Below are 14,847 nucleotides of genomic sequence, written 5' to 3'. Positions count from 1 at the left end.
CCAGGACCGCCCAACCGCCCATTGTCGCTACGGGAGACCCAACCTCCTCTGCAACTTACGAAAAACTTCATAAAGCAAGCGCAACTACCAGGGGGTCGAGCGGCTGTGCCTGCGCTGTGGCTGCATAGGAGCGCTTCCTTTATACAATGCATACATAAAAAGAGTCAGGGTTGGAATACCAAAAACGATCAATAGCAGAACATCGGTCAATATGTTCTGATGTGAGAAGTAGTGCAGAGCAAAAGAGAGCGCAACCGCAAAGAATGCACCGGCACTCAAAAGGACATCAGGCTCTCGATACCAGGGCTGATATTCACGGCCTCGACTCGTCTGACGCAAACCACGCAGCCCCATAAAGAGCAGTCCCAGCCCCAGCACAAGCCAGAGCAGGATCGTGTAGAAATCCAACAGCATAGGGGAGATGGCGTTCAAGACGATCAAGGCCAGCAGAGCCAATACAATACAGAGCAACACGATTACTCGCGTCGTCTCCATGTTCTTGTCAAGCATAGTATTCATTTACAACCTCTCTTTCATCCCAGGAGGTAGAAGTCTTCAAAAACGATAATGCATCTCCAATAATTACCTGACACGGGTGGGAAGACTATTTCGTTTCATACCAGCTCATACTTTTCCCTTCGGAGCCTCATTTTGGCGGCTACTCTTTGCCAAAAACAGAGAGACATCACGATTTATTCGCTCTCATTGTTCACCATCGCACTATTGAAACTTCTCGGGAGTATTCATCTACGATCTCTGTTCATATCGTGACATAATGAAAGATAGGTAGAATATCTCATTGAGAATCTGGGGAGAGTGGATTATGCGAAAATTATGCTCTTTGCTGCTCATTCTAAGCGCCTGTCTCCTGGCCGCCTGTGGCTCCTCCAACCAATCTTCTCCCGCGGCGAGTAGTAATACGCCGCCTCCTGAGCCTTCTCCAACCTCGCTAAAAGCGGTTGATTGGGACAATTTTTCCTACACTAGCACATGTTATGGCAACACACAACCTTTTATGACACACAACGGCAAGGCCGAGAACAAGTTCATTCACTTCGAGATCTATCAGCCGGTCAGCTTCGGCGATCTGACCGGAGATGGTCAACCGGAAGCTGCTGTGCGCTACAGCTGTACCGGGGCCGACTTTGGCGGGGTTCATGTCCTCGTCTATAGCGGCACCGCCAGCCATCCAACACTGCTGGGAGAGCTGCCGCTATCAGGCAAAAACGAGCCGGAGGAGAAATGGAGCGTTGAGAAGGTCAGCATCGCCAACCGAATCATTCAAATGAGCGGGAGTGGCTACTCTGCCACCGCACCGCATTGCTGCCCGGATCTGCATATCGATGCGGCTTATCGTTGGGATGGGAAACATTTTGTGAGCACACAGTTCAAAACAACACCTATCGCAACTGGATAGCAAACGCATCGATCAGCAATCGAGCCTTGTCAGCGGAGCAGTAGCTACTCCGCTGGCAGGACACAGACAGCCACCACGCTGATATTGTCAGCGCCACCTCTGGTCAGAGCCGCCTGAACGAGCATCGAACTGACCTGCGAGGCATGAGGAGATGAGGAGGCAACAATGTTCTCGATATCGGGATCGCGCACCATCTCCCACAAACCATCAGAGCATAGGATGAGAATATCGCCTGCCTGCACATCGATATGGAAGTAATCGAGTTCGAGCGAGGCCTTCTCTCCCAGACAGCGATAGATCTGATTGCGCTTGGGATGCGTGTAGATATCCTCACGACTGATGATGCCAGCCTCAACCAGGCGGGCCACTACCGAATGGTCGCGCGAGATCTGCACCAGCCCCTCGCCAGGGCGATAGCGATACGTGCGGCTATCACCAACATTCACCACATACGCCTGCGTGCCAACCACCAGCGCGGCAGTCAGCGTAGTCCCCATCATATGCTCTTGCTCGCGATTGCGACGATAAATGGAGAGGTTGGCCCGATGCGCGCCATCTTTGAGCAGATCAGAGAAGGTCTCGTCCGGCTCCGCATTGCGCAGAATCGCCGGTGAGACGACATCGCTGATCGACTGGATCGCTAAGCGACTCGCCTCCTGCCCGTCAGCATGCCCACCCATACCATCAGCAACCACAAACAGCCCCAACGGGACAGGTCCGCTCTCACCATCATGCAACCCCTGAATCGCCAGCAGATTATCTTCATTGGGAGAATCCTTGCGCACAATACCCGGATCAAGGCCGATGCCAACCACCAGCCGCAGCGCCACCAGCAATTCGTCGTCCTCGTCCTCGGGCAACTTCTCGGTCGTCGGTAGCGTTGGCGGCTCCTCCACCTCTCCATTTTCTAGTTCCAGATAAGGCTGAGTCGAATAAGCCGTCTCGGGAAGCGCCTCTTCTTCCACCTCTTCATCAGAGCGAGGCACAATGCGAAACTGACTGCGCAACGAACCCGTTGAGGGGGCCGGTAAAGGCGACGAAAGAGGCTGCGAACGTGTATCAACGCGCGGGGAGATGCTGGCGGCTGAGCAGAACGAGCAACTGGCTCATAGGTCGTGTTCCCGCCTTCCCATGACGACAGCAGCCCGGTTGTTTTATAGGCTGTCGGTTGAGCAGGCTGCGAACGGTATGTCGGCTCTGAATAGGTTTCGGACGGCTCGGGCGCGTTGGCAACCTTGCGGCGCTGAGTGGCGGCTGCTCGCTCCATCGCGGCCATCTTCTGCGAGGCTGCAATGGCTTCATCGGAAACCTCAAACTCGATAGCCTCATCCAGATCTTGTGACCAGCGAGCCGGGGATTTGCTGGGACGAGAGCGAGGTGGCACCGACGAAACGCCGGAACGTACTGGCTCACGACGCGAAGCACGCGCTGGCAATGCGCTCTCAGGCTGCCACTTGGCCGAAAGCTGACGCATATGTTCCCCCTCTTCCATCTCGCGCCGGGCCATATATTCAGCCATATACTCGGCCTCCTCAAGATCCTGAGCGAACCGCTGTTGGTCATGGTACAGCTGCCACGAGAATACAATCAGCTTCACAAATGACCCCAGCAACACAGCCCAGAGAATGAGCAGGGAGAGCGACAACAGCCCCAACCCGATCAACGGAAAGAGGATCGCAGCCCCCTGAGCGGCCCAGAGGCGCGGAGCTTGCGGGAAGACAGTCGCAGCGAAACGCCACGCCCAAGGCGGGAAACCACCTGAGAGCGTATAGAGAATGATACCACTGATCAGCAGGCCCAGACCCACCGCAATCCTGACCCACCAGTAATTGACAAGTGCTGCTTTCAACCGTTCCATAATCTTCACACTTTCACCATAAACGAGGAGCTTCTCAAGCAGGCAGACTCCCCCAATCCATTACATCGTTGTCGCGCTCGCTGCTGTCGCCTGAAACAGGGTGATCTTAATCACTGTATCGCTCTGCACCAGAACGCGTACACCAGCCTGTCCAGTAGGGAGAGCCGTATCAGTTGCGGTTAACATCCAGTTCGTCGGCTCTGGCATATTACTCAACCACGCTTTCGCGTAGAGGGTCGCGCCCACCGCACGAAAACGAAGCGAGTACGGCGTATTATCTTGCGATTTGAATGGAACGCTGCTCAGAACTGCTCCTTGCCCATTAGCACGTTTCAGAATGGTTAGATTTGCATTATCGATCAAAGCTTTATACCAGTTATTTGCGTCGCCCCAGCGCAGAACAACGCCCAGGTTTGATTGACCATTTGCCGCGAAGTGATTGACTGATCCTTGTAATAGAACTTCTACATTGTCTTTATTTGGGCCAAGTAGAGCATTAAATGTGCCATTGCCGTTGGCAATCTGGCCCGTATTGCCAATAATAGAGAACACCGGGCGCTGATTGGCGTCGCCTTCCCACATTCGATTATCGGTGGCGGTCCCCCAATGGAGGCCATCGGCACGTTTAAACGTATCCTCAGCGAGCATCTGCATCCCCATCACAGGCATGACGGCGGTTGTCGTGGGCATGGCTTGCGTGGATTGCGCGGCCTGGGGCGTTTTCACTGCCATCACAGCCGGTGCCATTAGAGCGCGCTGAATGGAGCCGGCAAACAGTCCAGCGATCAGCCCGCCAATCACCACGAGCACTACCGCCGCTCCGCCAAACAAGCGCGCATGTATATTGCCTTCTCTAGTTTGTATATTATGCCTTTGCATGTTTTGCATCCTGTATCATTTGTATAGATTGACTGTTTGCAGTAAATGTTGAGATAGAGAAGTTTGCGATTAATTGCATATGATCGTGGAGCCAGCTCACGCCTTCGCGCATCTGCCCATTGGCCGGATCGATCTCGCCGCTATAAGCATTGGTGGCGTTATCGATCATGTCATTGATCAGATTCAGCGTCGCGGGTTGGCGTAACTGGGCATCGCTCATCTTCACGAGCTTTTGTGCATCCATGCGTAAGCGAGTCAACCAGTATTTAGCGTTATTAAGAGCCATCACGATATCAGCCACGTTCTTCCGCAGCTCGGGCGTGGCCCCTGGTGCCTGTAAGAGACCATTCAAATGATGAACAATATGCGTGAGATAGCCCGGTGGATCTTGCGTTGGCCCCATCACCTCTAATAAACCGATCCGTGCCAGCCGGTCGTTAATCATGGAAGGTGTATTGGGTGGTAAGTCCTGCTTGACATATGAGATGCCATCAAGATAGCTCAGGGCGCGAATCGTCTGACGGCGCAGTAGGCCAACGTCCTTGCTATCCTCCCAGGGTTCACGCGTGCTGCTCATCCACTCCAACACTTTGCTCGTATTACGATACAGCCAGTTATTCAACCCACCAGGCAGTTCCATCTGGTCGAGTGTCGGATCGGCGGCAAGCAGATGGCGCAGGTGATCCAGGTAGCTGAAGTTCTGCGTATCGCCCGGCTCCTTGAGCGGAGTTTGCGGAATTTCACCATAGAAACGCCAGGCATTGTAATCGGGCGTTGGCGAAATGGGCGTCACATCCGAGTCTTCTTCAGTAATCAGGAAGCGACTGGTGATTGCCAGCAAATTCGTATGTGCGGCATCACCAGGATAGAGCAGACGCACACTCCCCTTGTTGAGACGCAACACGCCCAGCAAAATTGCTTGCTCGTCGCTCTGCTTCTTATCGCCAAGCAACCAGCCATAATAGCTTTTCTGGGCCGCTGGATTGGGCAAATTGTGCAGTTCAACCAGCACTTCGTCATTGATCCCCTGGTTGCTGTTCTCGCTGAGTTGACCGCTGCTCAGAAAAGAGACGCGTCCGATCACAACTGGCGCGGCGGCACTGGCTGGCAGCACGTCGGGCACTTTTTGATAAAAGAGCAGGAACGAACCTAGCCCGCCAATCGCCACAGCAAAGATCGCCAGAATAGCCAGCACTTTTGGCAGAAAGCTGCCCGGGCTGCTCTTTGACGGCTCAAGTGGCGCGGGTGTTGGTTGCACGGGTGGAGGCTGCAAGGGAACAGTGCGCCTCCTGGTGATATCGCGTTGCGGCGGTGCCAGCGGCTCCGTTTTTTTCACATACGCGCTCGTCGCCAGCGGTCCGGTCTTGCGCGGCAGGGGAGACGGTGCCACATTGGTTGGAGCAACATTGCTGATGACATGGTTTGTGCCGCTACTTGTAATACTATTTGCCACCCTGTTTGCAGGAAGCGGGTCAAGATCCTCAAGCTTCCTGGTCTTGCGTGGAGAAACAGCAGGTGCTGTGAGCGTCTCAGGCAGCGGGACGGTCTTTTTGGGCACAAAGTCACTACGATCAAGCGAGTCCGATGATCCGGTCGCTCTGTTTAGCGAGCGGGTGCGTGTCACGCGACCTGCTGAAAGCGCTTCGGCCAGCGCGTCCATCGAGAGATACACGGGAAAGCCGTTGCGTGCAGCCAACTGCACCAGATGACCACCATGAGGGATCACGAAAACGATGGATACGTCCGCCTGACGCTTGATGTGTTTCAGCGTCGCAAAGTCTTCTGGACGTTGAAACGCGCGGGCATGCTCGGCAAGCAGGATCACGATGGGCTTCTTCTGCCCATCGATGGCCTGCAAGACACTCGCTCGCTCATCAGCTGGCTCCACATACAACATGCAAAAGCCACCAGTATCGTTTTGTTTCATCGTTCCCTCACTTCCCGCGATTTCAAAGGTCGTGCAAGGAATATCCTGGCATTCTGTCGCACTCATTGGTCTGCCCCCTTCCGCAAGCTGCTCTAAGGGGGCATATTACAATGTTCCGGTCAACATCTTCAACTCGGTCTCGACAGAAAGCTGCACGACTTCCAACATGCTTCCTAAGATAAACGCCTCTGCTTATGGACTGGAAACGGCCTGGCCTTGCGTAAAAACCAGCCATCGGTGCGCATCCAGCGCGTTGTGTGGCGCAACTGTCCATAACCGCTGCGCCCGGAAAGGAAAATAGGAGTATGGTAACTGGGATGCATATGTCGCCACAGAGTTGCATAAAAGCGCCAGATGCTATAATCGATTTCAAGCAGACTGACCCGTCGAGCCAGGGGAGAGAGAGCCTCCCGAGCAGATCGTACAAGCCGGCGGTGATGCCGAATCGACTTGTACGACACATGCAATGGATGGCGTGCTTTAAAGCGATGTGGACCTGTACAGATGCGCATAAACAACTCCTATCATCTTGTTTCAAGCGGTATACCCGACAAATCACAATCTATCAGTATGTCCTTTCAATCGTCCTTTCTACCATTTTTCCCATTGTTCTTTCTGCCATCCTCTCCGCTATGCGCTCACGGCGACGACGCTGCACCTCTGGCTTCTCCTCTCTGCGCCTCACCGATGATACAGCTGGTTTCACTCCGCGCTGGCGCAGCGTTCGCATATCCCACGATTCCCGCTCTTCCTGTATCTTCGGCTGTACTTCTGGTAATTGTGCTTCCCATTCTGCTTCCAGTTGTACTTCCGACGTAAACATCAGCTTTGTGCGCAAGGCCACCAGGATGCCCAGGCCGATGAGCGAGGCCCATGCGACGAGCCAGCAAAAAGATTGCGCCACCAGCAAGAGGCCGACCAGACTGTGCTCCTGCATATATGCCGGCAGGATCGGCAACAACTGATAGAACGTCCTCCACGCTGGCGGCGGGAAACCGCCGATCCGATACAGAATGAAGGCTCCTACCCCAAAGCTGAGCGCTGGATAGCCAAGCAGCGTGAGCCGCGAATGATGCACTCGCCGCCCCATGCGCGCAAGCTGCTGCTGCACCTCCTCGCCATCACTGGACGGCTGACGGGCGCTTCCCCATGTATGAATTACCGCGCCCGCCACTATCAGACCACCGCCGACATAGCCATTGAACGGCAATACTTCGTGCAGGTAGAGGTTGGAGAAAATCGCACCAAACACCGGCTCCAGAATGTAGATAAACGAGACGGTGACAGGCGAAATGTGGTTCTGGAGCAACACAGAGATCAGGACCGGCAGACAGATGGTACCAAGTGAGATAAACAGGATGATCCAGATATCTTTGGGCAGCGACGGATGAACCGCTTGCCAATCGCCAAAGAGCAGCGCCAGCAGATTCGCCCAGAGCGCCATTGTGAGCAACTGGATACCGAAGAGCGCCCAGTACGCGGTTTTGTCGCGCTGTTCTCGCTCAGAGAGGAAGATATAGAGCGTACAGAAGAGGCCACCGATAAACGCGATTAATGCGCCACGCGCACCCCCCATTTCAGAATTGAGGATCAACAGCAGCGCTCCCGCAACCGAAACGATGCCAGCCAGCCAGGTTGCCTTCCCAATCGGTTGACGCAAAAAGAGGCTGACACAGGCAGCGGCCAGAAAACCGTTCAGGGAGGGGAAAAATGCCGTACTGGTTGCGCTATTGTGCTTGAGCGCAACTGCCAACGTGAAGAGTCCCAAACAGAGGCAGCTTCCCAGCAACACGCCACTTTTCACCACATCACGCGTGATCTCCCGCCACGACAGCACAACGATACACAGTGCAACCGGGACAAGTGCCATCATCGTGAAAAAGGTAAAAACGATGGGGTCAATACGTTCAAGCGCATCCTTTGCCACCGCATAATAGGTGCCAAAGAGAAACGTATTGAATAGAAATGCGAGCAAAGCTACCGTCTTCAATTTCATATGCCCGGCCTCATGATCCTTCCATTAACTCTCTACATCCTATGAAGCGATCATCCCTGGCGGTTCTTTGCTCGTACGTACATGCTCCTTCCAGCCTGATCCACGATCACCAGCAGGGATGATCTGAGATGGTGAACCCACCAGCAGCTCTCATCGTATTTCCCCTCTCACGCATCCTACCGGAAGTATACTCAAAACAGGGGGCGAACAAGGCCATTTTTGGCGTAGATTGGGCATGTGTTGTCACGGTCACTTGTGGGGATGGGATTGTATTTTGAGGCGCGCATCGTCAAATTTTTGGACGTGCCACGAACAAATGCAGCTATATGTAAGAATGTATGCGGCGATTTTACCTGGTCACGATCAGCATAAAAACGCCGCACTCATATTGTCTCCGTACATCTTCATCCAGCCTGTCGCGCTGCTGGAGAGGCATTACATATCATCGAGCTTGATCCATCGTTCGCGAATTGCATAGACCACAGCAGCAGTACGGTCATTAACATGTAATTTCTTGAGAATGGAAGTAATATGATTTTTGACGGTCTGATCGCTGATTTCCAGCATTTTGCCAATTTCTTTATTGCTTTTACCACGAGCGATCAGTTCTAGTATTTCACGCTCACGTGAAGAAATGGGGAGGGCCGCTGTTGCAACAGGGCTTTCCTCGACCTGCAACTCGAAGGTTTCGCGCGCTCTGATGGGATTGGGATGATAGAGCGGAGAAGTGGGAACCAGCACAGTGCTATCGATCAAATATTCACCCAGACTGACTTTGCGCACCTTGTCGATCAATTCCTGTGGCACAATGGAATGTTTTTCGTACGCAACGGCTCCCCATTTGATGAAGTGGAACAGCGTCTCCTCATCTTCGGTAGGTGCCAATACAAAAATACCGCCAATATTTGATGCATATTGATGCAACAGGCGCGCCATCTCCAGGGAATCAACGGTGACCAGGCCAGCATCTAACAAGACGACATCGGGGTGCTGCGTGCGCACCAGTTCAACAACCTCTGCCGGATCAGTCGATTCGCCAATGATTTCGCACTCGCCGGTCTTCTCCAACGTGGAGCGAATACCGAGACCAAACAGGGGACAGTCATTTACAACGAGAACACGTATCATGTCATTCCTTTCCACGGACGGAAAACTCTACTCCCTTTCAGTACAGACTACTGTAGCATAAAAGTACCATACTTTGCGCCCAATTGCAGTACTTCTTTCCTAAAATATAGCCCTTTTAGGCTAGTCCTTGCAAGCTAACACTACATAACTACCAATGCGCAAACAACTAGAGAAGGAAATAAGGACTATGTTATCTCATCGATAGTATCAATTATATTGACGCAATCGAAGTAATATGTTATCGTAAAGAAACAGGAAAGGGAATAGAGATATCATGCCAGGGGAAAATGATGTCACACCCGAAGAGGTGCTAAAACTGATCTTCTCTTACTCCTATGCGCTGCAAAAAGGCGCATTCATGGAGTGGTGGGGGCTTGAGTTGACACTTGCTCAAGTCAAAGTACTCTTCACGCTTGCTCTTGAAGATCATGTGGCGATTGGCAAGATCGCCGAAAATCTGGGGATCGGCCAGCCAACGGCAAGCCATCTGGTGGACCGATTAGTACAGGCTGGGCTGGCGGAACGTGTGGAAAATCCGTCTGATCGCCGCTACACCCTGGCTCAACTCACCATTGCGGGAAGAGAACTCATCCAACGACTGCGGCAGGGCCGCCTGGAGCGTATTCAGGGCTGGCTCTCCCAACTCAACCAGGAGGATCTTGCTGCCCTGTGTCAGGGTCTCAAAGCCCTTCTCCGCATCGCTCAAGTGGAAGATTGTCCGGGAGCAACCACGCTCTCTGCGGAAAAGTAACACATCGTTTTCCTTCTTGAGAGGGTAAGGAAGTTGTCTCCTCTCTATTTTGTTTATGAGCGCACAAAATAACATCCTGTTGTCTGTATTTCAAAAGGGGGTCAAATATTGACAATGAATGAGCTGAAAAAAACATCTGGGAAACTATCTTCTAACATCTCTAAAGTGAATACAATGCCAGATATCGCAACTATCAGCATGCTCAACGCACACCGCCACAAACGGCCAACTCCCGTACTACATGATATACACATGACCTATCAAACGCTTCATCTCGATCTCCAGGCCTATCGAGCGGAGCTGAATGGCAAAACACTCAACCTCAGCGCCTCTGAATTTGCGATGCTCCATTTGCTGGTACGCAATCCTGGACGCGCATTCCATCGCGCTGACCTGCTCGATATGCTCTGGGGCGAAACCTATGATGGTGGAGACCGTGCAGTGGATAACCTTATATTACGCCTGCGGAAAAAATTGGGGCCGCTTGGCAGCGCCATTGAAACGGTCTGGAGCGTTGGATATCGCCTACGACTGGAGAAATCCTCGCAACAGGTCTCGTAGTTCCTGTGGATGCGTGAGCCAGAGACAATGTTCGGCATCAGGAATCTCGTGACAGCGAGCATTGGGGAGAAGCCGGGCCAGATGCTCCGAAGACCAGTTCGGGCGCAAATCCCGCTCTCCCTGAATGATGATAGTCGGCACATCCAGCGCTCGGATGCGCTCCACCAGATCAGGACTGCTCAGGAATTCTGTGCGCGAACGATTTCCTTCCTTGAGCACCTCCTCATTCCAGGGATAGGCAAAGTCTGGCAGCAGTTCAGTGCGTTCCTGCTGCCTGCGCCTAAATTCTGGTTTCCAATCCTCGGTAATGCCTGTGCCTGCCAGATAGATAAGAGCGAGAACGCGCTGCGGATAGGTCATAGCATAGTCGAGGGCCAGATTCGCACCCCAGGAATGGCCGCCAACGATCCAGCGCTCGTACCCGAAATAGCGGCGCAACTCTTCGAGATCTTGCAGGCAGGTGGCATGGTCATATGGTGGCACAGCCTCTGAGCGCCCACAGCCTCGTTGCTCCCAGCGATGCACGCGTACCAGATCATCAATCATCTCAGCAACCGGGGCCAGATAATCACACAAGCCGGGGCCGCCATTGCTGAACATCACTGGACGCCCTTCGCCCTGCGTACTCGTCCACAAACGAACATCGTTTAACTGAACCATCTCTTCTTGCATCCTGCTCTCTTCCTCTCAGTACAAATATCTCAACAGCACCATATCATCACAAGAGAATAGAACGCAAGCCTGGACAGAAACGTATAGAAGATGAGGCATATCATTTTGCCCTTTCTACAAAAACTACCCGGCACAAGATACACGATAAAGAGTGAAAGAGAATAAATACAGAGAATTGAGGAGGTTCACGGTATGCGTTATCTGATTCGCGAAAAGCTTATTCGTCTTGGGGAAGACTCGACCATTATGAACGAAGCAGGTCAACCCATTCTAGAGGTTGATGGCAAAGTTTTTAGCCTGCATGATCGGCTGGTCGTGCGCGATATGAATGGCAATGAGGTTGCTGGTGTGCATCGGCGCTTAATCGCTCTGCGCCCCACGTATGAGATTACGCGCGGAGGCCAGGAGGTTGCAGAGGTACGCAAACACCTCATCAGCCCTTTCGTTGACCGCTTCACCATCGATATTCCCGGCCCCAACGATCTGGAGGTGACGGGCTCGATTTTTGAGCATGAATTTACCATCGCACAGGGCGGACAGGTGGTAGCAACGGTCTCGAAACGCTGGTTCTCGCTCACCGATACTTACGGAGTCGATATCGCCCCCGGGCAGGACGATATGCTCATCCTTGCCAGCGTTCTGGCGCTCGATCTCGCCGAGGACAGGGAGCGAGAAAACCGCGATGGCTAGCTTTTGATCTTTACAGACTCACAAACGTTTCCTGAAGCGCTTCCCATGTCGTCGCGCTGATTTCCTGGCGCGGCGACTCTTACTAGTTTCTCTCCCGACGTGCCCACTCGTGCTGGCAAAAATTCCCGCAAACGCTGGCACGCTCCATAACGATCCCCAACCAGTCATAAAGTATTGCTGAACAGCCGTCACTACTAGATAGACCAGACGATACAGGGCAACGCCAGCGGCGAATTGCCACACAAAAAACATCGTAATGCCCACTCCAATCAATGGACCAACCAGTTGTAGCAACTGCGTAGATTGCACCACAGCCTCTTTAGTCTCGGTCAATGGCTGTGCCATGCGCATCTGAATAAAGGTAATGATTCCGGTCAGGATAGGCAGAATATGCGTCGGATCGGCCCGATTGAGCGCGATGTGCAGCGCGGCATTTAAAAAAGTGAACCAGTTGAGATTGAGATCAGGCAATTGGGAGAAATGGGCGAGAAAGGGATACATGATGCCATTGATGGTATCCAACGTTGCGTTGCTTATTACCATATTCAACGCTAAGAACAGACCAGACAGTATAAGCATCTGGAAAAGCACTGGCCCGATTGATGACGTTGCTGAGATACCATGCTGTTGCAAGAATTCCTGGCGAGCCGCCATACGAGCTAACAAATCGTTGTGTTGCCTATCAACCTCATCCAGTTGCGGTTGCAACGTCCGTTGTTGTCTGGCAAGTTTGACTCTTTGTAACGTGAATGGGAGATTGAGCAGGTACACAATCACGGTGAGAAGAACAATCGCAAAACCGAAGTCGTGAAATAGATGATAGAGTTCCATTAATACATTGAGGATGGGGTACGTGAAGATAAGATGAAAAAGCTGGATAAGTGCATTCATTGCTTCATCCTTCCAGAAAAACTATCCATACATACACATATCTCTTCTGTTTTTACGTCAACACCTGCTCTACGTTGCAAATACCAAGCGCCCCGATGTTTCGTAGTCTCGCGATTTATCGCGTAGGGGCGGCGTGGGAAGTGCTTGCCCCTACGCGATAAATCGCGAGACTACGAAGTAAAGATATCTCAACCAGAGGGGTGCTATAATGGTGGCATAGAGAAGAAATGTAGTAGAGGTTCACATCATGCTTCACCCATTGGTTGACAATCCCTTGCGCACGCGGGCCGATATACAGGAAGCGGTGAGAGCGCTTTTTGCCCCGCTGGTGGACTGTTTCAGTCATGGTCACGCACGGGTCACGATAGGACAGACGGGAACACATTATGCGACCCGCTATGCCGAACTGGAAGGCTTTGCACGCCCACTCTGGGGCATCGCTCCGTTGCTGGCTGGCGGCGGCTCCTTTGAGCATCTCAACCTCTATCATCTGGGGCTTGCCAATGGCTGTGATCCTCACCATCCCGAATACTGGGGCCAGCCGCGCGATTATGGGCAAGCGCTCGTTGAAATGGCACCAATCGGGCTGGCACTGGCACTGGCTCCCCGCTATTTCTGGGAACCGCTGCATCCTACCACAAAACAGGAACTCGCGCGCTGGCTCTCCACAATCAACGAGGTAAAGGTAGGCGACAATAACTGGCTCCTCTTTCGCGTCATGGCAAACATTGGGCTGGCGACTGTTGGCGTCCCTTATGCTCAGGAGGCGCTTCAGGCAGCACTGGAGCTTCACGAGACATTCTATCTGGGTGAGGGCTGGTACGCGGACGGCCCCACTATGCAGCGCGATTATTACAATACGTTCGTTATGCACCTGATCGGCCTGATCTATGCTCGTTTCGCCGCCCAAAGCGATCCCGAACGCGCTCAACGCTACAAAGCCTGGGCAGGCGAGTTTGCGCACGATTTCCAGCACTGGTTTGCCGCCGATGGTGCGGCACTGCCCTTTGGTCGCAGCCTCACGTATAAATTCGCGCAGGGCAGTTTATGGGGCGCGCTGGCCTTCGCCGATGTGGAGGCGCTACCCTGGGGCGTGATGAAAGGGCTGGCCTTGCGCCATCTGCGCTGGTGGGCGCGACAACCCATGTTCCAGAATGATGGCACGCTCTCTATCGGCTATGCTTATCCCAATCTCAACATCGCCGAAACATATAACGCGCCTGGCTCGCCTTACTGGGCCTTCACCTTCTTTCTGCCCCTCGCCCTTCCAGAAACCCATCCCTTCTGGCAGGCGCAGGAGGAGCCGCTGCCTGATCTCCCTACAATCCAGCCGCAAAAGCACCCACACATGCTGCTCTGTCGCACGCCGGGGCATGTATTTGCATTGAGCAGCGGTCAGCATGATATGGGGGTGCGACATGGTGAGGCCAAATATGCCAAATTTGCGTACTCCACCAGTTCGGGATTCAGCGTGCCCGGAGCATCTTATGGTCTGGCTGCGGGTGCCTATGATAGCATGCTGGCGTTGAGCGACGATGGACAGCATTTTCGCGTGCGTGAGGTGCCGCTGGAGGCACGTCTGGAAGGGGAAATGCTCTACTCGCGCTGGTCGCCCTGGCCTGGAACGGTCGAGATCGAGACGTGGTTGCTCCCTCGCCTGCCCTGGCACATCCGCATCCATCGCCTGCGTACGTCAATCAAGCTCTACAGCGCCGAGGGAGGCTTCGCGCTTAATCGCACCGAACCAGCACAACCAGCTCAGTACGCCAACTCACAGGAACAACCAGGGGCAGCGCTGGCGATCTACCCGGCTGGCTGGAGCGGCATACGCGACCTCCAGGGCCAGCGCCAGGGAAAGGTTGTCGTTGCCGATCCCAACACAAACCTGCTCCATCCACGCACCGTCATCCCAACCCTGCTGGGAGAACACGAACCGGGCGAGTACTGGCTGGTCTGTGCCGTCGCGAGCGAAACCGATATGACAAGCTGCGATGAGCAATGGCAACAGCCACCCAGCATAAGGGAGAGAGAGCAACAGATTTTAGCACGTTATCCATAAGCGGCAAGAGATCCCGCA

15 protein-coding genes are annotated in these 14,847 nt (G+C 53.4%); 5 read left to right on the top strand and 10 right to left on the bottom strand.

The features are described 5' to 3' along the window. Nucleotides 1-84: 84 nt before the first annotated feature. Entirely contained in the window at nucleotides 85-519 is a 435-nt protein-coding gene (locus K3T83_RS35375) for a hypothetical protein (RefSeq protein ID WP_220207616.1), read from the bottom strand. A gap of 304 nt (nucleotides 520-823) precedes the next feature. Between K3T83_RS35375 and K3T83_RS35370 the strand changes: the two genes are divergently transcribed. Beyond that, nucleotides 824-1,417: a hypothetical protein gene (locus K3T83_RS35370; protein WP_220207615.1), complete on the top strand. Its 594-nt coding sequence runs from the start codon at nucleotides 824-826 to the stop codon at nucleotides 1,415-1,417. 44 nt (nucleotides 1,418-1,461) lie between these two features. On the opposite strand, the gene K3T83_RS35365 is transcribed toward K3T83_RS35370, so the two are convergent. The 7 genes from K3T83_RS35365 to K3T83_RS35335 all read right to left on the bottom strand — a co-directional run bounded on the left by K3T83_RS35365 (nucleotide 1,462) and on the right by K3T83_RS35335 (nucleotide 9,205). Further along, the gene (locus K3T83_RS35365; RefSeq protein WP_220207614.1) at nucleotides 1,462-2,424 is read right to left on the bottom strand and encodes a PP2C family protein-serine/threonine phosphatase; all 963 of its coding nucleotides are present in this window, start codon (nucleotides 2,422-2,424) and stop codon (nucleotides 1,462-1,464) included. Continuing rightward, on the bottom strand, nucleotides 2,325-3,275 hold the full coding sequence (locus K3T83_RS35360) for a hypothetical protein (protein ID WP_220207613.1): 951 nt from the start codon (nucleotides 3,273-3,275) through the stop codon (nucleotides 2,325-2,327). Before K3T83_RS35360 ends, K3T83_RS35365 begins: the two co-directional genes overlap by 100 nt. A 60-nt stretch (nucleotides 3,276-3,335) precedes the next feature. Beyond that, nucleotides 3,336-4,154 carry a hypothetical protein gene (locus K3T83_RS35355; RefSeq protein ID WP_220207612.1) on the bottom strand — a complete coding sequence of 273 codons (819 nt, stop codon included), beginning with the start codon at nucleotides 4,152-4,154 and terminating at the stop codon, nucleotides 3,336-3,338. Next, entirely contained in the window at nucleotides 4,141-6,147 is a 2,007-nt protein-coding gene (locus K3T83_RS35350; protein ID WP_220207611.1) for an anti-sigma factor, read from the bottom strand. The genes K3T83_RS35355 and K3T83_RS35350 overlap by 14 nt, the downstream gene beginning before the upstream one ends. Nucleotides 6,148-6,254: 107 nt before the next feature. Further along, nucleotides 6,255-6,593, bottom strand: coding sequence for a hypothetical protein (locus K3T83_RS35345; protein ID WP_220207610.1), 339 nt, complete (start codon nucleotides 6,591-6,593; stop codon nucleotides 6,255-6,257). Nucleotides 6,594-6,646: 53 nt separating this feature from the next. Then, on the bottom strand, nucleotides 6,647-8,077 hold the full coding sequence (locus tag K3T83_RS35340) for an EamA family transporter (RefSeq protein ID WP_220207609.1): 1,431 nt from the start codon (nucleotides 8,075-8,077) through the stop codon (nucleotides 6,647-6,649). Nucleotides 8,078-8,512: 435 nt separating this feature from the next. Then, nucleotides 8,513-9,205, bottom strand: a complete 693-nt coding sequence (locus K3T83_RS35335) for a response regulator transcription factor (RefSeq protein ID WP_220207608.1) — start codon at nucleotides 9,203-9,205, stop codon at nucleotides 8,513-8,515. A gap of 274 nt (nucleotides 9,206-9,479) precedes the next feature. On the opposite strand from K3T83_RS35335, the gene K3T83_RS35330 reads away from it, so the two are divergent. Both K3T83_RS35330 and K3T83_RS35325 read left to right on the top strand, forming a co-directional pair. Further along, complete coding sequence (locus tag K3T83_RS35330; RefSeq protein ID WP_220207607.1) at nucleotides 9,480-9,956, top strand: MarR family winged helix-turn-helix transcriptional regulator; 477 nt, start codon at nucleotides 9,480-9,482, stop codon at nucleotides 9,954-9,956. A 174-nt stretch (nucleotides 9,957-10,130) separates the two neighbouring features. Continuing rightward, nucleotides 10,131-10,517 (top strand): winged helix-turn-helix domain-containing protein, encoded by a 387-nt coding sequence (locus K3T83_RS35325; protein WP_236065053.1) that lies wholly within the window; start codon nucleotides 10,131-10,133, stop codon nucleotides 10,515-10,517. Here K3T83_RS35325 and K3T83_RS35320 read toward each other — a convergent pair. After that, complete coding sequence (locus K3T83_RS35320) at nucleotides 10,482-11,189, bottom strand: alpha/beta fold hydrolase (RefSeq protein ID WP_220207605.1); 708 nt, start codon at nucleotides 11,187-11,189, stop codon at nucleotides 10,482-10,484. The two genes, K3T83_RS35325 and K3T83_RS35320, sit on opposite strands and share 36 nt — an antisense overlap. A 192-nt stretch (nucleotides 11,190-11,381) precedes the next feature. Between K3T83_RS35320 and K3T83_RS35315 the strand changes: the two genes are divergently transcribed. Then, nucleotides 11,382-11,879: an LURP-one-related/scramblase family protein gene (locus tag K3T83_RS35315; protein ID WP_220207604.1), complete on the top strand. Its 498-nt coding sequence runs from the start codon at nucleotides 11,382-11,384 to the stop codon at nucleotides 11,877-11,879. Between the two features lie 18 nt (nucleotides 11,880-11,897). On the opposite strand, the gene K3T83_RS35310 is transcribed toward K3T83_RS35315, so the two are convergent. Continuing rightward, the gene (locus K3T83_RS35310) at nucleotides 11,898-12,770 is read right to left on the bottom strand and encodes a YidC/Oxa1 family membrane protein insertase (protein ID WP_220207603.1); all 873 of its coding nucleotides are present in this window, start codon (nucleotides 12,768-12,770) and stop codon (nucleotides 11,898-11,900) included. 247 nt (nucleotides 12,771-13,017) lie between these two features. Between K3T83_RS35310 and K3T83_RS35305 the strand changes: the two genes are divergently transcribed. After that, nucleotides 13,018-14,829, top strand: a complete 1,812-nt coding sequence (locus tag K3T83_RS35305; protein ID WP_220207602.1) for a DUF2264 domain-containing protein — start codon at nucleotides 13,018-13,020, stop codon at nucleotides 14,827-14,829. Nucleotides 14,830-14,847 lie beyond the last annotated feature (18 nt).

It is taken from the genome of Reticulibacter mediterranei, assembly GCF_016587455.1.
The sequence above is the reverse complement of the archived record's forward strand: the minus strand, read 5'-3'. Positions and strand labels throughout refer to the sequence as shown.